Here is a 22,696-nt window from a genome sequence, read left to right as displayed (position 1 = left end):
GCTGACAAAGCCCGGCTTGTGGATAACTTTGTGGAAAAATGGCCTGAATAAACAGGTTGTCTGTTAAAAAAACAATTTTAAGAAAATACACGAGAATTAACCGTTTTTCATTGATAAATCATTGCGTTAGCACCCTCTCCAAGTTATCACAGCCTGATGGTTCTTCTCTGTTACTGTATAACCTTGTGGAAAGCTTCCTGATAAACCGGCATGAATCCTGACATCACAGAACAACATACGGCAGCAGCACCTCCTGTCCTGACGGTCTCGGCACTGAACCAGTCTGTTGCCCGCCTGCTGGAAAAAAGTTTTGCCCTGACATGGATCGCAGGTGAAATCTCGAACTTTACACGGGCAGCTTCCGGCCACTGGTACTTCACACTCAAGGATGATACGGCCCAGGTTCGGGCTGTCATGTTCCGGGGGCGCGCCCAATCAGTCGGTTTTGACATCAGGAATGGCGACAGGATTGAAGCACGCGCCACCGTAACCCTTTACCCGGCACGTGGCGACTACCAGTTGAATGTCGAAGCAATCCGTCATGCCGGCGTTGGCAACCTTTTTGAAGCTTTCCAGCGCCTCAAGGAAAAACTGGCAAAAGAAGGACTCTTTGAAACAGACAAAAAGCAGCCCCTGCCCGTTTTTCCCCGGACCATCGGCATTGTGACCAGCCTGCAGGCTGCAGCACTGCGCGATGTGCTGACAACCCTTTCCAGACGAGCACCACATGTTCGTATTATTCTGTACCCGGCTCCCGTCCAGGGAGACGGCGCAGGAGAAAAAATCGCCCAGGCAATCCAGACGGCATCCACACGTGCAGAAACCGACATGCTCATCGTCTGCCGGGGAGGCGGCAGCATGGAAGACCTGTGGAGCTTCAATGAGGAAATCGTCGCTCGTGCCATTGCCGCATGCACGATTCCGGTTATTTCCGGTGTTGGTCACGAAACCGATACCACCATCGCCGACTTTGTTGCCGATCTTCGCGCCCCGACACCAACCGGTGCGGCAGAAATGGCCACCCGCCCCCAAACTGACTGGATGAACACCATCAGAACACAGGCGGAAGATCTCCAGTATGCGATGGAACGCATCATGGCCAATACCCGCCAGCATGTAGATATGGCTTCGCGTCGCCTGATCAGCCCGGCAACCTACACCCGGCGGGAAAAAATCCGTCTTGGCGCACTGGCAGACCAATTGTCAAACGCCAAAAAGCGGCTCGTCACCGATGCACAAAACCGGCTGCTGCACCTCTCAATCCGCCTGAGAGGAAAACTGCCGGACACTGCCGTATACCATACCCGGCTCCAGACAACCCGGCGCCAGATGGCATCCCTTATCAGTGCCGCCATGACCAGTCATCGGCAAGGCGTGGCTTCATGGCATGCACAACTGGAACTCCTGAGTCCCGAGCGGACACTTGAGCGCGGCTATGCCATTATCACCGATAAGCGCGGGCGCGTGATCCGTTCCCCGCTCAAATTACCGATACGGGAAAATGTCACTATCCGGCTGGCTCAGGGCAGCGCACAGGTTGGCATTGCCAGTGTCCAGCCCGAAATCGAATAAACGGCCCAGGCTCTGCCCTTACATTCGCAAGGGCAGAGCCTAAACCTCATCCACTTCAAAAAGACGGCGGTATTCCCGCATGGCGTACCGGTCTGTCATCCCCGCAATGTAATCCGCAATATGACGGGCATGGTCTGCTTCCCGGTTGGTTTTCGCCCGCTCATCCGGCGGCAGAAGCGACGGATCTTCCATGAATACATGAAAGAGCTGGCGGATAATGAGTCTCGCCTTGCTGCTCATGCGGTTGACCTGGTAATGCCGGTAGAGATTGGTGAAAAGAAACGCTTTCAGCGCCGCCGCTTCTTCTGCCATTTTTTCTGAAAAAGCAATCAACTGTGGCGCATGGCGCACATCTTCAATATGGGAGGGTGCCACTTCACGTATTTTTTCCTCTGAAGTACGTGTCAGGTCAACGATCAGGGCACTGATCATCCGCCGGATGGTTTCATAAACCATCCGGCGTTCACTGATACCCGGCATCGCCGTTTTTACCTCGTGCCACTGTCGGGCAAAAAGGTCGATTTCCTGCAATTGTGAAACCGTAATCAGGCCGGAACGCAGACCATCATCAATATCATGATTGTTATAGGCAATTTCATCGGCCCTGTTGGCCAGTTGCGCTTCCAGCGAAGGCTGCCTGTTTTCCAGAAAACGGCGGCCCAGTTCTCCCAGCTCAATCGCTTTCTCGTCAGAACAATGCTTGAGGATGCCCTCACGTGTTTCAAAGGTCAGGTTCAATCCATCAAATGCACCATAACGCTGCTCCAGCACTTCAACAACACGCAGACTCTGCAGATTATGCTCAAACCCGCCAAACGCTGCCATACACCCATCCAGCGCATCCTGCCCGGCATGTCCGAAAGGCGTATGCCCCAAATCATGCGCAAGAGAAATCGCTTCGACCAGATCCCCGTTCAACTGCAGATTACGTGCAACGGATCGTGCAATCTGTGCCACCTCCAGACTGTGTGTGAGCCGGGTACGAAAAAGATCTCCCTCATGATTGACGAAAACCTGGGTCTTATACTCCAGCCGCCTGAATGCGCCACAGTGAATAATCCGGTCACGGTCACGCTGAAAGGCTGTACGTGTTACCGGTGTCGGCTCATCATAAACACGGCCGTGCGACTCGGATGATTTGGCGGCATAAGGCGCCAAGTGGTATGGATTCATGTCTGTCCCCCTAAGATGGGCTGTATGCCGGGAAAACCAGTGGCCTCGTTATACCGCGTTGACGCAGGCTTTCAGCGTCTCGCGCAGCATTGCATCCGGCACCGTGGTCACAAAGGCGGACCCGAGCGATTTCAATAGAATGAACTGGATCTCGCCGCCAGCATTTTTCTTGTCCACCTGCATCAGCTCAATCCAGCGATCCACCCCAAGATCAGGCGCGACGGTTGGCAGCCCGGCTGCTTTAACCAGTTTACTGATGCGTTCCGTTGAGGCGGCATCAAGCAATCCCATCCGGCATGACAAGTCAGCAGCCATCACCATGCCGCAACCAACCGCTTCACCATGAAGCCACTCACCAAACCCCAGCCCGGCTTCAATGGCATGACCAAAGGTATGTCCAAAATTCAGGATCGCTCGCAAGCCGCTGCTTTCTCTTTCATCCTGCCGCACCACATCCGCCTTGATTTCACAGGAACGGCCAATGGCATACGCCAGTGCTGCCCCGTCACGCGCCATCAGTTGCGCAATATCTTTTTCTATCCAGGCAAAATAGTCAGGGTCTAAAATGGCGCCATGCTTGATGACTTCCGCCATCCCGGCAGACAGTTCGCGATCCGGCAGCGTATTCAATGTCAGGGTATCGGCAATCACCGCCTCCGGCTGGTAAAACGCGCCAATCATGTTTTTTCCCAGCGGGTGGTTGATACCCGTTTTCCCGCCGACAGAAGAATCCACCTCTGCCAACAGCGTGGTCGGCACCTGGACAAATGGAATGCCCCGCATAAAACTCGCAGCCGCATAACCGGTCAGGTCACCAATCACGCCACCACCCAGTGCCAGCAGCGTGGTTTTCCTGTCGCATTTATTTTCCAGCAGGATATCAAATACCGTCATCAGGCTGGCCCAGTTTTTTTCCTGCTCGCCATCAGGCAAAACAATGGGAATAACCTGTTTTCCAGCCGCTTCAAGTGATCGGGTCATCTTCTCCAGGTACAACGGCGCCACAACCGTATTGGTCACCACGACTATCCGGCTCCCTTTTACCAGCCGAGCAATGAGTTTGCTGTCATTGATCAGTCCCGGCCCGATTTCAATCGGATAACTGCGCTCACCAAGATCAACCTGCAAATGAATGTGTTTGGATTCTCTTGTCACCATGCTTTTTTTCTGTCGCCCTTCATTTTTTTTGCGGTTTCTGTTTTTTGCATCCGGCTTTCCGCCCGTTTTTATCTCTTTGCGTTTCCCGGTCATTTTTCCCAGAATGGATTGCACCATGGCATGCACATTCTGCCGCCCGGTATCAATCACAATATCGGCAACTTCTGTATAAAAGGGCTCACGCTGCCGGAAAAGCTCCTCCATCTTCTTCCTGGGATCGTCAGTCTGTAAAAGCGGGCGATTCCTGTCGTGCATGGTTCGCTGCAGCACATTATTCACGGACGCACGCAGATAAACGACTGTTCCGCGCTCCTTGAGATAACGCCGGTTTTCCGGACTGATCACTGCACCACCGCCTGTAGCCAGCACAATCCCTTTTCGCGCCGTCAGATCACGAATGGCATCGACCTCCCGCTTGCGAAATGAATCCTCTCCTTCAATCTCAAATATCCAGGAAATGGAAGCACCTGTCCGGGATTCGATCTCATGATCCGAATCAATAAAGCGCAGACCGAGCCGCTTCGCCAGCGCTCTTCCCACCGTTGTCTTGCCTGACCCCATCAGGCCCACCAGAAATATATTTTCGCCCATGCGAAATTGTAACCTGTGATTTCATCTGCGAATACCTTCACGTCGTTTTCCTTTCCCTGACAGAAAAAAACACAGAAATTTACAAATTAATTTGAACCGGAACGTAATATTCCAATGCGAAGATCTGCAGTTTCAAGGATAATGTCGGTTCTCATTGATTTACCGTTTGCACTGCATGATTTCAAGGAAAAAGAAGGGCTCCCCCCGAAAAAAAGCACCCTGGACCAAACAGCGGGTATTGCGCACCCTCTTTAACACGGCTGTCGTGTGTTTTGGCCTTGGCATTGCCGGCGCCTTGACGGGCGCGTTTGCCATGGTCATGGTTTATCCCAACCTGCCTGATCTGGATCAGTTGACCGATTACCAGCCGAAAATGCCGTTGCGCGTCTATACCGCAGACAATGTGCTTATCGGCGAATTCGGAGAAGAAAGACGCAATCTGATCCGTTTCAACGAAATTCCGGATGTCATGAAAAAAGCCGTTCTCGCTATTGAGGATGACCGCTTTTACCAGCATGGCGGCATTGACTATCTGGGTATCATGAGGGCGGCCTTTCGCAACCTGACAAGCGCCAACAGGCAAGGCGCCTCGACGATTACCCAGCAGGTCGCGCGCAACTTCTTTTTGACCAGCGAACAAACCCTCAAGCGGAAAATGTATGAAGCCATGCTGGCCTGGAAAATCGAAAGTGCACTTTCCAAGGACCAGATTTTTGAAATCTACATGAACCAGATTTACCTGGGACAGCGAGCTTTCGGCTTTGCCTCGGCTTCCCAGATCTACTTCGGCAAAAGGCTTCAGGATGTCACCACAGCCGAAGCAGCCATGCTCGCCGGACTCCCAAAAGCGCCTTCAGCGAACAACCCGGTAGCCAATCCGGCACGTGCACGGGTCAGGCAGCAATACATCCTGCAGCGCATGCACCAGCTTGGCTATATCAGCCAGGCCGAGTATGAAAAAGCCAAAAACGAAGTCATCACGATCAAGAATAAAGCCAATGAATTTCCCATTCATGCCGAATTCGTGGCAGAACTGGCTCGTATGCTCGTCTATGAGCAGTACAAGGATGAAACCTATACAAAGGGCCTGAATGTTTACACCACCATCACAAGTACTGATCAGGAAGCCGCTTATCGTGCGGTCAGAGACGGTGTGATGGATTATGAAAAACGGCACGGTTTTCGTGGTCCCGAAGGCTATATGGAAATTCCGGCATCCAAGGAAGAAGCCGCTGAAGCTATCGAAGCCGAACTCGCACATTATCCTGACAGCGATGAATTGCTGGCTGCCATTGTGCTGGAAGCCTCGCCCAAAGTGGTACATGCTGTGATCTCTTCCGGCGAAGAGATTCACATTACCGGCAAAGGATTGAGCTTTGCGGCATCCGGACTTTCCGCAACGGCAAAACCCAGCAGACAGATCAAAAAAGGCGCCATTATTCGTGTCACCAAAGAAAAAAATGATACCTGGTCCATCACGCAAATGCCGGACGTGGAATCCGCGTTTGTTTCTCTCAATACGCATGATGGTGCAATCAAGGCAATGGTTGGCGGCTTTGATTTCAACAAGAGAAAATTCAACCATGTGACCCAGGCATGGCGGCAGCCCGGCTCCTCATTCAAGCCGTTTATTTACTCCGCATCACTGGAGAAAAAATTTGCCCCCGCCAGTATCATCAATGATGCGCCCATCCAGTTTACCGCTGCACAGACCGGCGGGCGGTCATGGGAACCCAAAAACTATGATGCCCGCTATGAGGGACCGATGACGATGCGTCGGGGGCTGACAAAATCCAAAAACATGATTTCCATCCGTGTGTTAAACCAGATCGGCCCACAGTATGGACAGGAGTTTCTCACCCGTTTCGGGTTTGATGCAGAAAAACATCCTCCCTTCCTGACCCTTGCTCTGGGCGCCGGATCAGTCACACCATTGCAGATGGCTGCGGCCTATGCCATTTTTGCCAATGGCGGATACAAGGTATCGCCCTATGTCATCTCTTACATGACAGACATCAAGGGCGATATCATTTCTGAAGCCCAGCCGGACAAGGCCGGTAATGAAGCCAATCGTGTCTTAGATGAACGCAATGCCTTTATCATGGACAGCATGATGAAGGATGTGGTTCTCCAGGGTACCGCCGTACGGGCACGCGCACTGGGCCGGCCGGATCTGGCAGGAAAAACCGGTACAACCAATGACTCTGTTGACGCCTGGTTTGCCGGCTATCAGCCAAGACTGGTTGGCGTGGCATGGATTGGTTACGACCGCCCGAGAAATCTGGGCAGTCGTGAAACCGGTGGCGGCCTGGCCCTGCCAATCTGGATCAACTACATGAAAGTCGCCCTTAAAAATGTGCCGATATACAACAAGCCGGTACCAAGGGGGATTCTCTCCGTGAATGGCGATTACTACTACATCGAAAGTCCGCCAGGATCCGTTGTTAACAATCTGGGGGTCGAATACAAGGAGCCTGAACCGGATGCGGATGATGATGCGGGAGAAATTTTCTAACACATGAAATCACGCAGGCATACGTTTTCGGTTTTTGCACTGGCCGCTGCTGTCACCTCTGCTTTTCTTTTAGGTGCCTGCGGACAGACGGGTGAGCTTTACATGCCCGACACCTGGTCAACCAAACCGCCTCCACCACCCAGGGAGCCACGTCTGAAAAAGAAACCGCAGCAAACCGCTGAAGGAACGTCTGCAAGTGAAACACAAAAAACAGACAAAGGGAACTGACATGCCAATGACTCATTTTGCCTACCGGGATAATATTCTATGTGCTGACCATGTTCCGCTGACCGATATTGCCAGGCAATACGGAACCCCCCTGTATGTCTACTCAAAAACAGCGCTCACAGAAAACTATCTGGCCTATGCCGATGCCTTAAAAAAATACCAGCACCCCGAGACACCGGGCCTCGTGTGCTTTTCCGTCAAATCAAATTCCAATCTGGCCGTACTGAAAATTCTGGGAGACCTGGGTTCCGGATTTGATATTGTTTCAGGCGGTGAACTTTCACGTGTTATCGCCGCTGGCTGTGACCCCCGCAAGGCCATCTTTTCCGGTGTCGGCAAAACCAAAGAGGAAATCCGTTTTGCGCTCGAAAATGACATCCTGTGCTTTAACATCGAGTCACCCGCTGAACTGAACCGCATCAATGAAATTGCAGGTGAAATGGGAACAACGGCCCCTATCTCCTTTCGCGTCAATCCGGACGTCGACGCAAAAACCCACCCCTATATCTCAACCGGCCTGAAAGAAAATAAATTCGGTGTGGCCTTTGACGAAGCCTTCGACTGCTACAAAACCGCCGCTGCCATGCCTAATATCAGGATCACCGGCATTGATTGCCATATCGGCTCCCAGTTGCTGGATGATGGTCCACTTCTCGAAGCCTTTGACCGGCTTGTCATCCTTGTCGACAGGCTCAGTGAGGCAGGAATCGAACTGCACCATATCGATATCGGTGGCGGCATTGGTATTGCCTATCACGAAGAGAAACCGGTCGCCGTTCCTGACTACCTGGCACGTCTGTATACCCGCATCAACGCCTGGCGTAACAAACAGTACGGAGGAAAACCCATCCAGCTGATGCTGGAGCCGGGACGCTCCATTTCCGGCAATGCCGGCGTCCTCCTGACCGAAGTCCAGTACCTTAAAACCAACACAGATAAAAACTATGCGATCGTAGATGCTGCCATGAATGATCTGATGCGCCCGGCGCTGTATGATGCCTGGCATACGGTATTGCCCGTGCATAAGCGGGAGATGGCAGCCGCCACATACGATATCGTCGGCCCGATCTGTGAGTCAGGAGACTGGCTGGCAAAGCAGCGTGACCTTGCCGTGACATCCGGCGATCTGCTCGCTATCATGTCTGCCGGTGCCTATGGCATGGTCATGGCATCCAACTACAACACGCGTGGAAAAGCTGCGGAAGTGATTGTCGACCATGAACAGGTTCATCTGGTTCGCCGTCGCGAGTCCGCAGAAGATCTCTTTGCCTTTGAGAAAGTGTTGCCCTGATTATGTCACGACTCTGGCAAGCCCGTTTTTTTACCACGGTCAATCACCTGCGTGATCTGCCTCGGCTTGATGTGCCGGAAATCGCCTTTGCCGGCCGTTCCAACGCAGGCAAATCCACTGCCATCAATATCCTGTGCAACCAGAAAAATCTGGCACATGCCTCCCGCACCCCCGGCCGCACCCAGCATATCAATTTCTTTTCCATCGGTGGCGCGCATGTGGCACAGCACAGGAAAGATCCGGTAAAAGAAGACGAAATCGAAGCGTTTCTGGTTGACCTGCCGGGATATGGTTATGCCGAAGTCTCGGGTAACGCCAAGCTGCACTGGCAAAAACTGCTGGGTGACTATCTGATGACACGCCAACAACTGGCAGGCCTTGTACTGCTCATGGATGCCCGCCGTCCGTTCCAGCCGCTGGACATCCAGATGCTTGAGTGGTTTGCCGGTGCAGGCAAGCCGATTCACTGCATTCTGACCAAATCCGACAAACTGAACCGGAACGAATCCAGCAAGGCACTGCATCAGACAAAAACCACGCTGAAAAGTTATGTCGATGAAAAAGGACAGCCCTTTCCTTTCACCACCCAGCTTTTTTCCGCGCCAAAACGGGTTGGCCTGGAAGAAGCAACGAACTGGATTCAGGAGTTAACCGGTCTTTCCAGAACCGATCCTGCGTCAGAAGAAAACCAGCCGGAATAAATATTCCGCTTCATCGTTCGATATTGCCCACCCCTTTTTTGTAAAATAGCCTAATCCCGTCAAGTCACAATAACCATGCGCATATGGCAAAGCAGATCAGCTACAGGCAGGAACTCCTGCGAAAACTCATCCATCTGAGTTCACTCTGGATGGTCGTTTCGCTGGGCATCCTTCCGCGTTCATGGAATGTCTGTCTCTTTGCGGTACTACTTTTCGGGCAGGTGATGATTGAATACGGCTATTACAAGAAATGGCCGCTTCTGGTATCAACCTACGGGCGTTTTTTCAGTCGCATGTTAAGAGAAAGCGAAACCGGAGAAACCTTTCGTCTGAGCGGCGCACCGTACGTTATCGCCGCAGCCCTGATGGTGGCTTTGCTTTTTGAGCGCACCATTTCCATGGTGGCGCTTTCCACCATGCTGATCGGGGATACCTGCGCCGCATTGATCGGCAGAAAATTTGGCCGGCACAAGATCAACGAAGGCACCAAAAGCATCGAAGGCGCCATTGCCTTCTGGATATCCTCAGCCGCTGTTCTGGCTTTCTTTGTCAACATTTACAGCCAGCCGCCAGCCTTTGCCATCATGGGCGTCTTTGGCCTGACCGTCGCCATGCTGGCAGAAATCTATGAAAAGCAGATCAAGATGGATGACAACTTTTCCATCCCGCTGGCAATGGGTATCTCGCTTTCTTTGGCACGTTTTCTTCCTGTCGGCTGATCAGGCAGACGTCTCGTCTTTCACCCACTGCAGGTAAGAAGGCAAACCCGCTGTAACCGGAACGGCAATCAGTTCCGGTACATCATACGGATGCAACGCCACCAGCTTTTCAGACAGCGCAGCAAACTGGTTTTTCGTTGTTTTTATCATCAGACAAACTTCAGACGCTTCTAGAACGGCCCCCTGCCAGCGATAAACCGACTGGTATCCAGGCATCATGCCCACACAGGCAGCCAGCTTTTCGCCAACCAGCGCCTGCGCTATTTTTTTAGCCGTATCCAGATCCGGTGTCGTACTGTAAACCAGCATCACGTTATCCATACGATTTCCTCCCAGACAGTTTTTCCGTTCAGTTTACGCGAAATCCTGCCCGGGAAGCAGAAAAACAAAAAGGCCGGATATTCCGGCCTTTCAGGATACGTCTGAAGTGCAGGTTATGCACCTTCGATAACAGTTGGTTCAGGACGATCCACCAGCTCGACATAAGCCATTGGCGCATTGTCGCCAACACGGTTAGCGATCTTCAGGATACGCAGATAACCGCCGTTACGGTTAGCATAACGCGGACCCAACTCGCCAAACAGCTTGACAACGATATCGCGGTCACGCAGACGATTGAATGCCAGACGCTTGTTGGCCACTGACTCCTTCTTGCCCAGCGTAATAAGCGGTTCAACGACCCGGCGCAATTCCTTGGCCTTTGGCAAGGTGGTCTTGATCGCCTCATGGCGCAGCAGCGAAACACTCATGTTGCGCAACATGGCAAGGCGATGGGATGAAGTACGGTTGAGTTTTCTCAACCCGTGACGATGACGCATGATATTACCTCTTTATCTTAAATCCAGCTCTTCTATCGGCGTTGCCGCGGGCCGGTGGTGTTATAAAAAAACGTGAAAATTATTTTTCAAGCCCCGGTGGCGGCCAGTTGTCCAGCTTCATGCCCAGGGTCAAACCACGGGAAGCCAGCACTTCCTTGATCTCGTTCAAGGATTTGCGACCCAGATTCGGGGTCTTTAACAACTCGTTTTCACTGCGCTGGATCAAATCCCCAATGTAATTGATGTTTTCCGCCTTGAGGCAGTTGGCTGAACGGACAGTCAGCTCAAGATCATCAACCGGACGCAGCAGAACTGGATCAACCGGCGGCAGCTGCGACATGGCTTCAGCAGAAGTCTCTGTGCCTTCAAGTGCGGCAAAAATGGTCAACTGGTCAACGAGGATACGGGCTGACTGACGAATCGCTTCTTCAGCGGTGATGACACCATTCGTTTCAATGTTGATGATCAGCTTGTCCAGATCGGTACGCTGCTCAACACGGGCGGATTCCACAGAATAGGAAACGCGACGCACCGGTGAGAAAGACGCATCCAGAATAATCCGGCCGATTGTCTTGTTGGCATCTTCCGAAAGACGACGCACATTGCCCGGCACATAGCCGCGACCCGCTTCAATCTTGATCTGCATGTCCAGCTTGCCGCTTTCTGTCAGATGGGCAATCACATGCTCCGGATTGATGATTTCAACATCATGCGTGAGTTCAATATCAGCTGCCGTCACGATACCTGCCCCATCCTTTTTCAGGTTCAGGGTAACCGCATCGCGGTTGTGCAGCTTGAATACAACCCCCTTGAGATTTAACAGCAGGTCAACGACGTCTTCCTGGATACCGTCAAGTGTCGAATATTCATGTACCACACCGGCAATGGCAACTTCAGTTGGCGCATAGCCAGCCATGGAGGAAAGCAGAATGCGGCGCAGAGCATTGCCCAGTGTGTGTCCATAACCACGCTCAAAGGGCTCCATCTCGACGCGGGAATGACCGGGACCCAGCACTTCCACATTGATGATGCGCGGCTTGAGAAAATTATTTGGCATAAAATGTCCTTTTCAATACCCTCGGCTCGTTACACCGATAAGGCTGATGGCATTAATAAGTAAACCTGATTGCTAAGGCTAAGATAACAGCGATTGTGTCAATTAGCGTGAATACAACTCAATAATCAGTGATTCGTTGATATCGTTTGCAAACTCGGTACGATCCGGAACACGCTTGAACTGGCCTTCCATTTTCTTGGAATCAACCGATACCCAGTCCGCCATACCGATCTGCTCGGCCAGTGACAGTGACTCGATAATACGGGCCTGTTTCTTGGATTTTTCACGAATGGCAACCACGTCATTGGGCTTGACCAGGTAGGACGGAATATTCACTACCTTGCCGTTGACCGTGATAGCCTGGTGGCTGACGAGCTGACGGCTTTCCGCGCGGGTTGAGCCAAAGCCCATACGATAGGTCACATTGTCCAGACGGGTTTCTAAAAGCTGCATGAGATTGTCGCCCGTGTTGCCTTTTCTGCGCTCGGCTTCAGCAAAATAACGACGGAACTGTCTTTCCAGAACGCCGTACATACGCTTGACCTTTTGCTTTTCACGCAGCTGATTACCATAGTCAGACATGCGTGCGCCGGAGCGCAGACCATGCTGGCCGGGTTTCACATCCAGCTTGCATTTGGAGTCAAGCGAGCGCCGGGCGCTTTTCAGAAAAAGATCGGTGCCTTCACGGCGGGAGAGTTTGGCCTTTGGCCCTGTATAACGTGCCACAATATTTCCTTTACATTCAATGACGCCCCGAATTTACAAGTCATTCAGGCGCTAGTCAGGCTGCAATCAGCCTGACGGTGGTCTTCAATAAAAATCAGATACGACGGCGCTTCGGTGGACGGCAGCCGTTGTGTGGAACCGGGGTGATATCCTGAATCTGGTTGATGCGGATACCCAGGTTGTTGAGCGCACGCACAGCTGATTCACGACCAGGGCCAGGGCCCTTGATACGGACTTCCAGATTCTTGATGCCATACTCAATGGCAACCCGGCCGGCCGATTCGGCAGCAACCTGTGCTGCAAAGGGTGTTGACTTGCGAGAGCCCTTGAAGCCTGCGCCACCGGAAGTTGCCCAGGTCAGGGTATTACCCTGGCGGTCTGTAATCGTGATGATGGTATTGTTGAAAGACGCATGTACATGTGCGATACCTTCCGCAATATTTCTCTTCACCTTTTTGCGCACACGAGACGCTGCGCTGTTTGATCCTTTTGCCATATTTAAAAATCCTTGATCCGTCTACGATTCAAACACGGTGGTTTGTCTTATTTCTTCAGTGCCTGCGCGGCTTTACGCGGTCCCTTGCGTGTACGCGCATTCGTGCGTGTACGCTGCCCCCTGACCGGCAGACCGCGGCGATGACGCAGGCCGCGATAGCAACCCAGATCCATCAGGCGTTTTACGCTCATGGATACTTCACGACGCAAATCACCTTCAATCAGGTAATGATTCAGTGCATCACGCAGTTTTTCGAGTTCGCTGTCATCGAGGTCCTTGACCTTCTTTGACGGTTCCACACCCGTTGCTTCGCAGATTTCCTGCGCACGCGGGCGACCAATACCGTAAATGGCCGTCAGGCCAATAACAATGTGCTGATGGTTGGGAATGTTTACCCCTGCAATACGTGCCATTCGTTAGTCCTAATAGTGCCGTTATTAACCTTGACGCTGTTTATGACGCTTTTCCGTGCAAATAACACGTAAGACGCCATTGCGCTTGATGATCTTGCAATTGCGGCAGATCCGCTTCACAGATGCCTGTACCTTCATTTTCAACCTCTTCCAAATCTAAAGTACTACCGGTTCGTGCTATTTTGACCGGAAAACAATCCGGGCACGAGTTAAATCATATGGCGTCAATTCCACTGTTACCTTGTCACCCGGGAGGATACGAATATAATTCATGCGCATCTTTCCGGATATGTGCCCCAGCACAACATGTCCATTCTCCAGTTTTACGCGAAAGGTTGCGTTGGGCAGATTATCAATAACTTCGCCCTGCATCTGGATAACGTCATCTTTTGCCATATATCGTTATTTCTCTTCTTTCCGTTGTTTTAGGGTCATCAACCCTTGAAATTCGATTTCTTCAGCAGTGATTCATACTGATGTGACATGACGAAGTTCTGAATCTGCGCCATAAAGTCCATCGTGACAACAACAAGAATCAAAAGTGAAGTACCGCCAAAATAAAATGGTACGTTCCACTTGGCTACCAGGAACTCCGGCAGCAGACACACCAGTGTCACATACACGGCACCTGCCAGTGTCAGGCGCATCAAAATCCTGTCAACATAACGTGCAGTTTGCTCGCCCGGACGAATACCCGGAATAAACGCACCACTCTTTTTCAGGTTATCTGCTGTTTCACGGCTGTTAAATACCAGCGCGGTATAAAAGAAACAGAAGAAAATAATCGCAATAGCATAAAGCAGCGCATGCATCGGCTCACCTGGGCCAAGCGATGCGGACAGATCCTTCAGGAATCGGGCAAACATATTATCCGAATCCGTGCCGGTTGCAAACCATCCTGCAATCGTTGCCGGAAACAAAATGATCGATGAAGCAAAAATCGGCGGAATCACACCGGCCATATTGACCTTCAGCGGCAAGTGTGTGCTTTGGCCACCATAAATCTTGTTACCGATCTGACGTTTGGCATAATTCACCAGAATACGGCGCTGCCCGCTTTCAATAAAGACAACCAGATAAGTCACCGCCACCACAATCACACAGATCACAAGGGCTGAAATCGCACTCATCGAACCGGTACGCACCAGCTCAAAAAGTCCACCAATCGCGCTGGGCAGGCCTGCGGCAATACCGGCAAAGATCAGAATGGAAATACCATTGCCCAATCCTCTTTCAGTAATCTGCTCACCCAGCCACATCAGGAACATGGTGCCAGTCACCAGCGTGACAACCGCGGTAAAGCGGAACATCATGCCCGGGTCGATAACGAGACCCGGCTGTGATTCAACGGCAATCGCAATCCCCAATCCCTGGAATGTGGCTAAAAGCAATGTGCCATAACGCGTATACTGCGTCATTTTACGGCGCCCTGCTTCGCCTTCCTTTTTCAGCGCCTCAATTTGCGGAGAGATGATACCGATCATCTGCATGATAATAGATGCAGAGATGTAAGGCATGATACCCAGTGCAAATACCGAGAAGCGGGAGAGCGCACCACCTGAGAACATGTTGAACATGCCCAGGATACCGCCCTCGTTCTGCCTGAACAGAAAAGCCAGCTGATCCGGATCAATTCCCGGCACCGGTATATGCGCACCAATCCGGTAGACCACCAGCGCACCAAGCAAAAACCACAGACGCTGCCAGGGGAAGCCCCCTGTCGATGTGTTGTTTTTTGCGGCCGCTTTAGATGACGTTGCCAATCGAGTTCCCCGTCTGTCTTACTTATCCAATCGTACCGCCACGGCTTTCAATTGCCGCACGCGCACCTTTGGTCACTCCCAGACCGGAAAGATTCACACTCTTGGTAATCTCGCCAGCGAGAATGACACGCACTTCCCTGATACGCTGGGAAACAATACCGGCCTGCTTCAACACCAGAAGGTCAATATCATTGACTGCCAGCTTTTCCAGATCGGAAAGACGAACTTCCGTGCGATAAGGCGCTGCCATGGATTTGAAGCCGCGCTTTGGCAATCTGCGCTGCAGCGGCATCTGTCCGCCCTCAAAACCGACTTTATGGAAACCACCGGCACGCGCTTTCTGCCCCTTGTGACCACGGCCGGCTGTTTTGCCCAGACCAGAGCCGATACCACGACCGACTCTGCGTTTGACATGTTTTGCACCGGTAGCGGGCTGTAAATTATTCAATTTCATAACTTATCCTGTTGGCAACTTCCTGAAATCAGGAAACCACTTTAACGAGATACGACACTTTGTTAATCATTCCACGAACAGCTGGCGTATCTTCCAGCATGGAAACAGAATTCAGGCGACGGAGTCCAAGGCCACGCACGGTAGCACGGTGTGCCTCATTGGTCCCGATCAGGCTTTTTACCAGCTTCACCTTGATTTGATTAGACGACATAGCCACTCACCTCTTATCCAACGATTTCTTCAACGGACTTGCCACGCTTGCCGGCAATTTCTGACGGCGTATTCATGGAAGCCAGCGCATTCATGGTTGCACGCACCATGTTGTAAGGATTACTGGAACCAAATGATTTGGCGACCACGTTGGTCACGCCCAGTACCTCAAACATTGCACGCATCGCACCACCTGCAATCACACCGGTACCCTGTTTGGCAGGATTCAACATCACTTTGGATGCGCCGTGTTTTCCGGTGATCGTGTGCTGCAGCGTACCATCTTTCAACGTCACCTTGATCATATTGCGACGGGCTTCTTCCATTGCCTTTTGGACAGCAATCGGAACCTCTTTCGATTTACCCTTGCCCATGCCGATACGGCCATCGCCATCACCGACAACGGTCAGCGCAGAAAAACCCATGATGCGACCGCCCTTGACCACTTTGGTTACGCGGTTAATGGAAATCATTTTTTCGCGCAAGCCGTCATCAGGCCTTTCGTTCTGCATTTTCTGTTGCATTTTTGCCATGGAATATCCCTTAGAACTTCAGGCCGGCTTCACGCGCAGCTTCTGCCAGCGCTTTCACACGACCGTGATAACGAAAACCGGAGCGATCAAAAGCGACTTCGGTAATACCGGCCTTCAACGCTTTTTCCGCAACCCTCTTGCCAACCAGCGTCGCTGCTTCCACATTGCCACCGGCACCGGACTTTCCGCCCAGTTGCTGACGCACCTCGTTTTCTGCCGTGGAAGCAGATGCCAGGATACGGGAATCCGGCGCAATAACATTGGCATAAATATGCATATTGGTACGATGCACCGACAGGCGATTCGCGCCTAATACGGCAATTTTGGCCCGAGTCTGACGTCCGCGACGCAAACGTGATTGTTTCTTGTTCATCAAACGCCCCTATTACTTCTTCTTGGTTTCTTTAAGCTTGACCACTTCGTTAGCATAGCGAACACCCTTGCCCTTATAAGGCTCAGGGCTGCGATATGCACGAACTTCGGCAGCGACCTGTCCCACAACCTGCTTGTCAATTCCCTTCAGAACGATTTCAGTTTGTGACGGGGTTTCGCATTTCACCCCTGTCGGCATTTTGTGCGCAACCGGATGCGAAAAACCCAGGGACATATTGAGCATGTCTCCCTGCGCCTGCGCACGAAAACCCACACCAACCAGCGTCAGGCGGCGCTCAAACCCCTTACTGACACCCTCAACCATGTTGCTGACCAGTGCGCGTGTGGTTCCCCACATCGCCTGGGCTTCACGGCTTTCATTGGCCGGCTCAACCAGCAGATTTTTGTTTTCTTCCTTAACACGCACATGATCAGAAAGATCACGAGACAGTGCGCCCAGTGAACCCTTGACGGTAATCTGACCACCGGAAATGGTGACAGTCGTGCCATCGGGAATAGCAATCGGCATTTTTCCAACTCTTGACATGCTTGACTCCTCAGGCTACGTAACAGATGACTTCACCACCCACGCCAGTAGCACGCGCCTTGCGATCCGTCATCACACCCTTGGAGGTGGAAACGATTGCAACGCCCAGGCCATTCATGACGTTCGGCAACTCATCACGTCCTTTGTAAATACGAAGTCCTGGGCGCGATACACGCTCCAGCCTTTCGATGACAGGACGTCCCACATAATATTTCAGTGCAATATTCAGCTCGGCCTTGCCGCCGGCTTCCTTGACACCGAAAGACTCGATATACCCCTCTTCTTTCAAGACATTTGCAATTGCAATCTTGACTTTTGAAGAAGGCATCGAGACCGAATTCTTGTTGACCTGCTGCGCATTGCGGATGCGGGTCAGCATATCTGCGATAGGATCGCTCATACTCATTTGATATCCTCCTGCTACCAGCTGGCTTTGGTGACGCCAGGAATTTCACCATTCATGGCAAACTCCCTGAGCTTGGTACGACCCAGGCCAAATTTTCTGTAGGTGCCACGCGGCCGACCAGTAAGTGCGCAACGATTGCGCTGACGGGTCGGATTCGCATTACGCGGCAATGACTGCAGCTTCAAACGTGCGTTGTAACGCTCTTCGTCTGTTTTGCCTTGGTCGTCGATGATCGCTTTTAACTCAGCACGCTTGGCGGCATATTTCTTTACCAGATCCGCGCGCTTTTTTTCACGATTAATAAGTGCCAGTTTTGCCATGCTGCCTCAGTTTCTGAACGGAAATTTAAATGCGGTGAGGAGTGCTCTTGACTCATCATCAGTCTTGGCGGTCGTCGTAATACTGATATTCAGACCACGCAAAGCGTCAATCTTGTCATATTCGATTTCAGGGAAAATGATCTGCTCCCTGATGCCAAGATTGTAGTTACCTCTGCCGTCGAAAGATCTGGCGGAAATGCCACGAAAATCCCTTACTCGCGGCAACGCAATCGTTACCAGGCGATCCAGAAATTCGTACATCCTCTCACCACGCAAAGTGACCATGCAGCCAAGCGGATAACCATCACGGATCTTGAATCCGGCAATAGATTTTTTTGCCTTGGTGACAACCGGCTTCTGGCCAGCGATCTTGCCAAGGTCTTCCACCGCATGATCAATAATTTTTTTGTCTGCAACCGCCTCCGACAAGCCCATGTTCAGGGTTATCTTGGTGATACGCGGCACTTCCATTGCGGACTTGTAGGAAAATTGCGTCATCAGATCAGACACCACCTTTTCCCGATAAAAATCTCTTAAACGCGCCATAATTATTTCGCCCCAACCACTCTGCCACTGGATTTGTAGACGCGAACTTTTTTACCGTCCACGACCTGGATACCCACTCGCTCCGCCTTATTTGAAACCACGTCGTACAACGCGACATTGGAAACGTGAATCGGCATCTGCTTATCTTCAATACCACCCGTTGCACCCGTCATCGGATTGGGACGAATGGTTTTCTTGACCACATTGACGTTCTTGACGATCACATAGTCATCAATGCAGCGCTCGACGAGACCGCGCTTACCCTTATCCTTGCCGGTCAGGACGATCACTTCGTCATCTTTTCTGATTTTTTTCATGACATTCCCCTTACAGCACTTCCGGCGCAAGAGAGACAATCTTCATAAAGCGCTCGGTACGCAGCTCACGGGTCACAGGCCCGAAAATGCGGGTACCAATCGGCTCCAGCCTGGCGTTCAGCAGCACAGCAGCACTACCGTCAAACTTGATCAACGACCCGTCCGGACGGCGCACACCCTTGGCTGTGCGAACAACCACAGCATTATAGATTTCACCCTTTTTAACTCTTCCCCGCGGCTGAGCACTCTTTACAGTGACCTTGATAATGTCACCGATGCCAGCATAGCGGCGCTTGGAACCACCCAACACCTTGATGCAAAGCACTTCCCTTGCACCAGTGTTGTCGGCCACTTTCAAACGGCTTTCACTTTGAATCATAAATTTTCTTTCCCAACTTGAATTCGTCCAGGCACCCGGCCCAACGATCAGTCTTGGTCCCGTCATCTGATGCTTTCACATCATCTGATTGGGTGGACAGTTTCTAAACTAGAACTTCGTGCCATGACTTAATGACACGAAGCCTGCAATTATCACATCAATATAAAATTAATGCAAGATTTTTTTATACAACCTGCGCAACCTGCAGTACACGGGTAACGACCCATGACTTGCTTTTGGAAATCGGACGACTTTCCCGAATTTCTACCGTGTCACCGATTTTTGCCTGATTGGCTTCATCATGTGCCAGATATTTTTTCGAGCGTCTGATGATTTTGCCGTACAGGGGATGCTTGACATGGCGCTCGATCATGACAGAAACGGTTTTATCCATCTTGTCTGAGACAACCCTGCCAGTCAGCGCACGCTGAACTTTTGCCTGATCATTCATTATTTATTACCCTTTGCATTCATAACCGTCTTCACACGAGCAATATCACGCCTGACCTTCCTTATCTGGGAAGTATTCGTCAATTGCTGGGTGCCTTTCTGCATGCGCAGACCGAACTGGGCCTTCAACAGCTCATTCAATTCCTGCTGCAGTGCGGCCTGATCTTTATTGCGAAGCTCGGAAGCTTTCATAATCACTCCTTTACTGGCCGCCAATCCGGCGAGTCACAAACGTGGTTGACAATGGCAGCTTGGCTGCAGCAAGGCGGAAAGCCTCACGCGCCAGCTCTTCACTGACACCATCCATCTCATAAAGCATCTTTCCAGGGCGAATTTCAGCAACCCAGTATTCCGGGTTACCCTTACCACTACCCATACGAACCTCTGCCGGCTTCTCGGAAATCGGCTTGTCCGGAAAAATACGGATCCAGATGCGGCCACCACGACGAATGTGACGGGTCATGGCACGACGTGCCGCCTCAATCTGACGGGCCGTGATTCTTCCGCGGCCGGTTGCCTTCAGACCAAATTCACCAAAAGAGACGTTGGTACCGCGCTCATGCGAAATACCGGTATTGCGTCCTTTCTGTTCTTTTCTATATTTTCTGCGTCTTGGCTGCAGCATAATTATTCTCCTGCCGTTTCAACTGGTGTGGATTCGGGCGCTGCGTCAGCCCTCCTGGCGCGGACACGTTTGACGCCACCCGGCGCAGATGCACCTTCCACTTTCCTTACCCGTTGTTTGCCAGCCGGCTTGGCGCCATCATCACGGCGCGTTCCACGGCGTTTCTTGTCTTCTTCAACACTGGCTTCCACCTTAGGCGCTTCGTCACCTTCCAGACGGTCACCTTTGTATACCCAGACCTTCACACCAATAATGCCGTAAGTGGTCAGGGCTTCGCTGAAACCATAATCGATATCCGCACGCAGGGTATGCAATGGCACACGGCCTTCACGATACCATTCGGTACGCGCAATTTCGATACCATTCAATCTGCCTGAAGACATGATCTTGATACCGAGCGCACCTAAACGCATGGCGTTTTGCATTGCACGGCGCATCGCGCGGCGAAACATGATCCGCTTTTCCAGTTGCTGCGTGATGGAATCAGCAATCAACTGCGCATGCGTTTCCGGCTTGCGGATTTCCTCAATATTGACATGCACCGGCACGCCCATGATCTTCGTCAATTCATTTTTCAGAATCTCGATGTCCTCGCCTTTTTTGCCAATCACAACGCCAGGACGTGAGCTGTAAATCGTGAAACGGGCATTTTTGGCCGGACGCTCAATCACAACGTGTCCTACCGATGCATTTTTCAGTTTTTTCTTCAGATACGAGCGGGCCTGCAGGTCTTCATTAAGCATGCCAGCAAAATTGCTGTTATTGGCATACCAGCGTGATGACCAGTTGCGAGCTACCGCAAGACGAAACCCGGTTGGATGAATCTTTTGTCCCATCGTGGCCCCCTTAGTTACCGACAGTCACATAAATGTGACAGGTTTGTTTGGTTATACGATCACCACGGCCTTTTGCGCGCGGGCTGTAGCGTTTGAGGAACTGGCCCTTTTCGACATAAATCGAAGCGACTTTCAATTCATCAATATCCGCACCATCATTGTGCTCGGCATTCGCAATAGCGGACTCCAGCACCTTCTTGATGATCGCTGCACCTTTTTTCGGGGTAAAAGTCAGAATATCAAGCGCCTGATCCACCTTCTTGCCGCGGATCATATCGGCCACAAGGCGACCTTTCTGCGCTGACAGACGCACACCACGGAGAGCAGCTTTAGTTTCCATAATTGCCATTGCGTTCTCCTACCTTCTCGCCTTCTTGTCGGCAGCGTGACCCTTGAATGCACGGGTCAGCGCAAATTCGCCGAGCTTGTGTCCAACCATGTTTTCAGAAATATACACAGGCACATGCTGCTTGCCATTGTGTACGGCAATGGTCAGACCAATGAAATCCGGCATAATCGTGGACCGGCGTGACCATGTCCTGATCGGTCTTTTGTCCTTGGTTTCCTGGGCAGCTTCCACCTTTTTGACCAGGTGAGCGTCGCAGAAAGGACCCTTTTTCAATGAACGTGTCATATGCTACCCCTATTTTCTCTTACCACGACCACGGCGTGAAACGATCATTGAAGTCGTACGCTTGTTGCTGCGCGTCTTCATGCCCTTGGTTTTCTGACCCCACGGCGACACCGGATGACGACCACCCGACGTTCTGCCCTCACCACCACCATGCGGGTGGTCGACCGGATTCATGACAACACCGCGCACCGTCGGGCGAACACCCCGCCAACGCATGGCGCCTGCCTTACCGATCTTGCGCAAGCTGTGTTCTGCATTACCGACTTCACCGATCGTGGCGCGGCATTCGACATGAACGCGGCGAACCTCACCGGAACGAAGGCGAACCTGCGCGTAGGCACCTTCACGCGCCATCAATACCACACCGGCACCGGCACTTCTCGCCATTTGCGCCCCCTTGCCTGGCAGCATTTCGACGCAGTGAACCGTGGTGCCAACCGGAATATTTCTGAGCGGCAGACAGTTGCCAGCCCGGATCGGCGCTTCAGAGCCATTCATCAGCTGATCGCCAACAGAAAGGCCTCTTGGCGCAATGATGTAACGGCGCTCACCATCTGCGTAACAAACCAGTGCAATATTGGCTGTACGGTTCGGATCATATTCAATCCGCTCAACCTTGGCCGGAATACTGTCCTTGTTGCGCACAAAATCAACAACACGATAATGCTGTTTGTGACCACCACCCATGTGGCGAGTCGTAATACGGCCATTATTGTTGCGACCAGCGCTTTTTGATTTCTTTTCAATCAGTCCGGCAAAAGGGCGCCCCTTGTACAGATCCGGAGTGACCACTTTCACCATCCCCCGGCGACCGGGAGACGTTGGCTTGACTTTAACGAGAGCCAT

34 protein-coding genes are annotated in these 22,696 nt (G+C 51.8%); 6 read left to right on the top strand and 28 right to left on the bottom strand.

All coding sequences use genetic code 11. From position 1 onward, the window contains the following. The first annotated feature begins 210 nt into the window (after positions 1-210). The gene (gene xseA / locus NB640_RS08020) at positions 211-1,572 is read left to right on the top strand and encodes an exodeoxyribonuclease VII large subunit (protein ID WP_269308214.1); all 1,362 of its coding nucleotides are present in this window, start codon (positions 211-213) and stop codon (positions 1,570-1,572) included. A 39-nt stretch (positions 1,573-1,611) separates the two neighbouring features. Here xseA and NB640_RS08015 read toward each other — a convergent pair whose 3' ends face one another. Together NB640_RS08015 and aroKB are read right to left on the bottom strand one after the other, a co-directional pair. Next, on the bottom strand, positions 1,612-2,745 hold the full coding sequence (locus NB640_RS08015) for a deoxyguanosinetriphosphate triphosphohydrolase (protein ID WP_269308213.1): 1,134 nt from the start codon (positions 2,743-2,745) through the stop codon (positions 1,612-1,614). A gap of 48 nt (positions 2,746-2,793) precedes the next feature. Then, complete coding sequence (gene aroKB, locus NB640_RS08010) at positions 2,794-4,494, bottom strand: bifunctional shikimate kinase/3-dehydroquinate synthase AroKB (protein ID WP_269308212.1); 1,701 nt, start codon at positions 4,492-4,494, stop codon at positions 2,794-2,796. 175 nt (positions 4,495-4,669) lie between these two features. Here aroKB and NB640_RS08005 point away from each other — a divergent pair, with 175 nt between their 5' ends. From NB640_RS08005 to NB640_RS07990, 5 genes are all read left to right on the top strand, one after another. Beyond that, on the top strand, positions 4,670-7,009 hold the full coding sequence (locus NB640_RS08005; protein WP_269308211.1) for a penicillin-binding protein 1A: 2,340 nt from the start codon (positions 4,670-4,672) through the stop codon (positions 7,007-7,009). 3 nt (positions 7,010-7,012) lie between these two features. Then, positions 7,013-7,237, top strand: coding sequence for an LPS translocon maturation chaperone LptM (gene lptM, locus NB640_RS13050; RefSeq protein WP_408637919.1), 225 nt, complete (start codon positions 7,013-7,015; stop codon positions 7,235-7,237). Positions 7,238-7,244: 7 nt separating this feature from the next. Continuing rightward, a complete protein-coding gene (lysA, locus tag NB640_RS08000; protein ID WP_269310428.1) occupies positions 7,245-8,528 on the top strand; it encodes a diaminopimelate decarboxylase in 1,284 nt (427 codons plus the stop codon). A gap of 2 nt (positions 8,529-8,530) precedes the next feature. Continuing rightward, on the top strand, positions 8,531-9,229 hold the full coding sequence (gene yihA / locus NB640_RS07995; protein ID WP_269308210.1) for a ribosome biogenesis GTP-binding protein YihA/YsxC: 699 nt from the start codon (positions 8,531-8,533) through the stop codon (positions 9,227-9,229). An 83-nt stretch (positions 9,230-9,312) separates the two neighbouring features. Continuing rightward, positions 9,313-9,948: a diacylglycerol/polyprenol kinase family protein gene (locus tag NB640_RS07990; protein ID WP_269308209.1), complete on the top strand. Its 636-nt coding sequence runs from the start codon at positions 9,313-9,315 to the stop codon at positions 9,946-9,948. Here NB640_RS07990 and cutA read toward each other — a convergent pair whose 3' ends face one another. From cutA to rplB, 26 genes are all read right to left on the bottom strand, one after another. Continuing rightward, positions 9,949-10,269 (bottom strand): divalent-cation tolerance protein CutA, encoded by a 321-nt coding sequence (cutA, locus tag NB640_RS07985; protein WP_269308208.1) that lies wholly within the window; start codon positions 10,267-10,269, stop codon positions 9,949-9,951. A gap of 113 nt (positions 10,270-10,382) precedes the next feature. Then, the gene (gene rplQ / locus NB640_RS07980) at positions 10,383-10,766 is read right to left on the bottom strand and encodes a 50S ribosomal protein L17 (protein ID WP_269308207.1); all 384 of its coding nucleotides are present in this window, start codon (positions 10,764-10,766) and stop codon (positions 10,383-10,385) included. A 79-nt stretch (positions 10,767-10,845) separates the two neighbouring features. Further along, positions 10,846-11,823, bottom strand: coding sequence for a DNA-directed RNA polymerase subunit alpha (locus tag NB640_RS07975; RefSeq protein ID WP_269308206.1), 978 nt, complete (start codon positions 11,821-11,823; stop codon positions 10,846-10,848). A 102-nt stretch (positions 11,824-11,925) separates the two neighbouring features. Then, a complete protein-coding gene (rpsD, locus tag NB640_RS07970) occupies positions 11,926-12,549 on the bottom strand; it encodes a 30S ribosomal protein S4 (RefSeq protein WP_269308205.1) in 624 nt (207 codons plus the stop codon). A 94-nt stretch (positions 12,550-12,643) separates the two neighbouring features. Beyond that, positions 12,644-13,045, bottom strand: coding sequence for a 30S ribosomal protein S11 (gene rpsK, locus NB640_RS07965; protein ID WP_269308204.1), 402 nt, complete (start codon positions 13,043-13,045; stop codon positions 12,644-12,646). A gap of 47 nt (positions 13,046-13,092) precedes the next feature. Next, a complete protein-coding gene (gene rpsM / locus NB640_RS07960; RefSeq protein ID WP_269308203.1) occupies positions 13,093-13,458 on the bottom strand; it encodes a 30S ribosomal protein S13 in 366 nt (121 codons plus the stop codon). A 24-nt stretch (positions 13,459-13,482) separates the two neighbouring features. Further along, positions 13,483-13,596, bottom strand: coding sequence for a 50S ribosomal protein L36 (gene rpmJ, locus NB640_RS07955; RefSeq protein WP_269308202.1), 114 nt, complete (start codon positions 13,594-13,596; stop codon positions 13,483-13,485). A 39-nt stretch (positions 13,597-13,635) separates the two neighbouring features. After that, positions 13,636-13,854 (bottom strand): translation initiation factor IF-1, encoded by a 219-nt coding sequence (infA, locus tag NB640_RS07950; protein WP_269308201.1) that lies wholly within the window; start codon positions 13,852-13,854, stop codon positions 13,636-13,638. 38 nt (positions 13,855-13,892) lie between these two features. Next, positions 13,893-15,221, bottom strand: a complete 1,329-nt coding sequence (gene secY, locus NB640_RS07945) for a preprotein translocase subunit SecY (protein WP_269308200.1) — start codon at positions 15,219-15,221, stop codon at positions 13,893-13,895. Between the two features lie 22 nt (positions 15,222-15,243). Then, on the bottom strand, positions 15,244-15,675 hold the full coding sequence (gene rplO / locus NB640_RS07940; protein WP_269308199.1) for a 50S ribosomal protein L15: 432 nt from the start codon (positions 15,673-15,675) through the stop codon (positions 15,244-15,246). Positions 15,676-15,703: 28 nt separating this feature from the next. Then, positions 15,704-15,886, bottom strand: coding sequence for a 50S ribosomal protein L30 (gene rpmD, locus NB640_RS07935; RefSeq protein ID WP_269308198.1), 183 nt, complete (start codon positions 15,884-15,886; stop codon positions 15,704-15,706). A gap of 13 nt (positions 15,887-15,899) precedes the next feature. Next, a complete protein-coding gene (gene rpsE / locus NB640_RS07930; RefSeq protein WP_269308197.1) occupies positions 15,900-16,418 on the bottom strand; it encodes a 30S ribosomal protein S5 in 519 nt (172 codons plus the stop codon). A gap of 10 nt (positions 16,419-16,428) precedes the next feature. Further along, complete coding sequence (gene rplR / locus NB640_RS07925) at positions 16,429-16,791, bottom strand: 50S ribosomal protein L18 (protein ID WP_269308196.1); 363 nt, start codon at positions 16,789-16,791, stop codon at positions 16,429-16,431. 12 nt (positions 16,792-16,803) lie between these two features. Continuing rightward, positions 16,804-17,337 carry a 50S ribosomal protein L6 gene (gene rplF, locus NB640_RS07920; protein WP_269308195.1) on the bottom strand — a complete coding sequence of 178 codons (534 nt, stop codon included), beginning with the start codon at positions 17,335-17,337 and terminating at the stop codon, positions 16,804-16,806. A gap of 10 nt (positions 17,338-17,347) precedes the next feature. Further along, positions 17,348-17,743, bottom strand: coding sequence for a 30S ribosomal protein S8 (gene rpsH, locus NB640_RS07915; RefSeq protein ID WP_269308194.1), 396 nt, complete (start codon positions 17,741-17,743; stop codon positions 17,348-17,350). A 14-nt stretch (positions 17,744-17,757) separates the two neighbouring features. Continuing rightward, on the bottom strand, positions 17,758-18,063 hold the full coding sequence (gene rpsN, locus NB640_RS07910; RefSeq protein ID WP_269308193.1) for a 30S ribosomal protein S14: 306 nt from the start codon (positions 18,061-18,063) through the stop codon (positions 17,758-17,760). A 6-nt stretch (positions 18,064-18,069) separates the two neighbouring features. Continuing rightward, entirely contained in the window at positions 18,070-18,609 is a 540-nt protein-coding gene (gene rplE / locus NB640_RS07905) for a 50S ribosomal protein L5 (protein WP_269308192.1), read from the bottom strand. Between the two features lie 2 nt (positions 18,610-18,611). After that, positions 18,612-18,926: a 50S ribosomal protein L24 gene (gene rplX / locus NB640_RS07900; protein ID WP_269308191.1), complete on the bottom strand. Its 315-nt coding sequence runs from the start codon at positions 18,924-18,926 to the stop codon at positions 18,612-18,614. Between the two features lie 10 nt (positions 18,927-18,936). Beyond that, positions 18,937-19,305, bottom strand: coding sequence for a 50S ribosomal protein L14 (rplN, locus tag NB640_RS07895; protein ID WP_269308190.1), 369 nt, complete (start codon positions 19,303-19,305; stop codon positions 18,937-18,939). A gap of 184 nt (positions 19,306-19,489) precedes the next feature. Further along, on the bottom strand, positions 19,490-19,756 hold the full coding sequence (gene rpsQ / locus NB640_RS07890; RefSeq protein WP_269308189.1) for a 30S ribosomal protein S17: 267 nt from the start codon (positions 19,754-19,756) through the stop codon (positions 19,490-19,492). Beyond that, the gene (gene rpmC, locus NB640_RS07885; RefSeq protein ID WP_269308188.1) at positions 19,756-19,947 is read right to left on the bottom strand and encodes a 50S ribosomal protein L29; all 192 of its coding nucleotides are present in this window, start codon (positions 19,945-19,947) and stop codon (positions 19,756-19,758) included. The genes rpsQ and rpmC overlap by 1 nt, the downstream gene beginning before the upstream one ends. Before the next feature lie 10 nt (positions 19,948-19,957). Then, positions 19,958-20,380 carry a 50S ribosomal protein L16 gene (rplP, locus tag NB640_RS07880; protein WP_269308187.1) on the bottom strand — a complete coding sequence of 141 codons (423 nt, stop codon included), beginning with the start codon at positions 20,378-20,380 and terminating at the stop codon, positions 19,958-19,960. Positions 20,381-20,382: 2 nt separating this feature from the next. Next, positions 20,383-21,216 (bottom strand): 30S ribosomal protein S3, encoded by an 834-nt coding sequence (gene rpsC / locus NB640_RS07875; protein WP_269308186.1) that lies wholly within the window; start codon positions 21,214-21,216, stop codon positions 20,383-20,385. Between the two features lie 10 nt (positions 21,217-21,226). Continuing rightward, positions 21,227-21,559 carry a 50S ribosomal protein L22 gene (gene rplV, locus NB640_RS07870; RefSeq protein WP_269310427.1) on the bottom strand — a complete coding sequence of 111 codons (333 nt, stop codon included), beginning with the start codon at positions 21,557-21,559 and terminating at the stop codon, positions 21,227-21,229. 15 nt (positions 21,560-21,574) lie between these two features. Beyond that, on the bottom strand, positions 21,575-21,850 hold the full coding sequence (rpsS, locus tag NB640_RS07865; protein WP_269308185.1) for a 30S ribosomal protein S19: 276 nt from the start codon (positions 21,848-21,850) through the stop codon (positions 21,575-21,577). 9 nt (positions 21,851-21,859) lie between these two features. Next, a complete protein-coding gene (gene rplB, locus NB640_RS07860; protein WP_269308184.1) occupies positions 21,860-22,696 on the bottom strand; it encodes a 50S ribosomal protein L2 in 837 nt (278 codons plus the stop codon).

Source organism: Oxalobacter vibrioformis (genome assembly GCF_027118995.1).
In the GTDB taxonomy this organism is placed as follows: Bacteria; Pseudomonadota; Gammaproteobacteria; order Burkholderiales; family Burkholderiaceae_D; genus Oxalobacter; species Oxalobacter vibrioformis.
This window is presented reverse-complemented; position numbering and strand designations above follow the sequence as displayed.

What these genes read in the sequence shown, in the direction of transcription:
- xseA (WP_269308214.1), top strand. Translation starts at nt 211, where the DNA reads ATGAATCCTGACATCACAGAACAACATACGGCAGCAGCACCTCCTGTC.
- NB640_RS08015 (WP_269308213.1), bottom strand. Translation starts at nt 2,745, where the DNA reads ATGAATCCATACCACTTGGCGCCTTATGCCGCCAAATCATCCGAGTCG.
- aroKB (WP_269308212.1), bottom strand. Translation starts at nt 4,494, where the DNA reads ATGGGCGAAAATATATTTCTGGTGGGCCTGATGGGGTCAGGCAAGACA.
- NB640_RS08005 (WP_269308211.1), top strand. Translation starts at nt 4,670, where the DNA reads ATGATTTCAAGGAAAAAGAAGGGCTCCCCCCGAAAAAAAGCACCCTGG.
- lptM (WP_408637919.1), top strand. Translation starts at nt 7,013, where the DNA reads ATGAAATCACGCAGGCATACGTTTTCGGTTTTTGCACTGGCCGCTGCT.
- lysA (WP_269310428.1), top strand. Translation starts at nt 7,245, where the DNA reads ATGACTCATTTTGCCTACCGGGATAATATTCTATGTGCTGACCATGTT.
- yihA (WP_269308210.1), top strand. Translation starts at nt 8,531, where the DNA reads ATGTCACGACTCTGGCAAGCCCGTTTTTTTACCACGGTCAATCACCTG.
- NB640_RS07990 (WP_269308209.1), top strand. Translation starts at nt 9,313, where the DNA reads ATGGCAAAGCAGATCAGCTACAGGCAGGAACTCCTGCGAAAACTCATC.
- cutA (WP_269308208.1), bottom strand. Translation starts at nt 10,269, where the DNA reads ATGGATAACGTGATGCTGGTTTACAGTACGACACCGGATCTGGATACG.
- rplQ (WP_269308207.1), bottom strand. Translation starts at nt 10,766, where the DNA reads ATGCGTCATCGTCACGGGTTGAGAAAACTCAACCGTACTTCATCCCAT.
- NB640_RS07975 (WP_269308206.1), bottom strand. Translation starts at nt 11,823, where the DNA reads ATGCCAAATAATTTTCTCAAGCCGCGCATCATCAATGTGGAAGTGCTG.
- rpsK (WP_269308204.1), bottom strand. Translation starts at nt 13,045, where the DNA reads ATGGCAAAAGGATCAAACAGCGCAGCGTCTCGTGTGCGCAAAAAGGTG.
- rpsM (WP_269308203.1), bottom strand. Translation starts at nt 13,458, where the DNA reads ATGGCACGTATTGCAGGGGTAAACATTCCCAACCATCAGCACATTGTT.
- rpmJ (WP_269308202.1), bottom strand. Translation starts at nt 13,596, where the DNA reads ATGAAGGTACAGGCATCTGTGAAGCGGATCTGCCGCAATTGCAAGATC.
- infA (WP_269308201.1), bottom strand. Translation starts at nt 13,854, where the DNA reads ATGGCAAAAGATGACGTTATCCAGATGCAGGGCGAAGTTATTGATAAT.
- rplO (WP_269308199.1), bottom strand. Translation starts at nt 15,675, where the DNA reads ATGAAATTGAATAATTTACAGCCCGCTACCGGTGCAAAACATGTCAAA.
- rpmD (WP_269308198.1), bottom strand. Translation starts at nt 15,886, where the DNA reads ATGTCGTCTAATCAAATCAAGGTGAAGCTGGTAAAAAGCCTGATCGGG.
- rpsE (WP_269308197.1), bottom strand. Translation starts at nt 16,418, where the DNA reads ATGGCAAAAATGCAACAGAAAATGCAGAACGAAAGGCCTGATGACGGC.
- rplR (WP_269308196.1), bottom strand. Translation starts at nt 16,791, where the DNA reads ATGAACAAGAAACAATCACGTTTGCGTCGCGGACGTCAGACTCGGGCC.
- rplF (WP_269308195.1), bottom strand. Translation starts at nt 17,337, where the DNA reads ATGTCAAGAGTTGGAAAAATGCCGATTGCTATTCCCGATGGCACGACT.
- rpsH (WP_269308194.1), bottom strand. Translation starts at nt 17,743, where the DNA reads ATGAGTATGAGCGATCCTATCGCAGATATGCTGACCCGCATCCGCAAT.
- rpsN (WP_269308193.1), bottom strand. Translation starts at nt 18,063, where the DNA reads ATGGCAAAACTGGCACTTATTAATCGTGAAAAAAAGCGCGCGGATCTG.
- rplE (WP_269308192.1), bottom strand. Translation starts at nt 18,609, where the DNA reads ATGGCGCGTTTAAGAGATTTTTATCGGGAAAAGGTGGTGTCTGATCTG.
- rplX (WP_269308191.1), bottom strand. Translation starts at nt 18,926, where the DNA reads ATGAAAAAAATCAGAAAAGATGACGAAGTGATCGTCCTGACCGGCAAG.
- rplN (WP_269308190.1), bottom strand. Translation starts at nt 19,305, where the DNA reads ATGATTCAAAGTGAAAGCCGTTTGAAAGTGGCCGACAACACTGGTGCA.
- rpsQ (WP_269308189.1), bottom strand. Translation starts at nt 19,756, where the DNA reads ATGAATGATCAGGCAAAAGTTCAGCGTGCGCTGACTGGCAGGGTTGTC.
- rpmC (WP_269308188.1), bottom strand. Translation starts at nt 19,947, where the DNA reads ATGAAAGCTTCCGAGCTTCGCAATAAAGATCAGGCCGCACTGCAGCAG.
- rplP (WP_269308187.1), bottom strand. Translation starts at nt 20,380, where the DNA reads ATGCTGCAGCCAAGACGCAGAAAATATAGAAAAGAACAGAAAGGACGC.
- rpsC (WP_269308186.1), bottom strand. Translation starts at nt 21,216, where the DNA reads ATGGGACAAAAGATTCATCCAACCGGGTTTCGTCTTGCGGTAGCTCGC.
- rpsS (WP_269308185.1), bottom strand. Translation starts at nt 21,850, where the DNA reads ATGACACGTTCATTGAAAAAGGGTCCTTTCTGCGACGCTCACCTGGTC.
- rplB (WP_269308184.1), bottom strand. Translation starts at nt 22,696, where the DNA reads ATGGCTCTCGTTAAAGTCAAGCCAACGTCTCCCGGTCGCCGGGGGATG.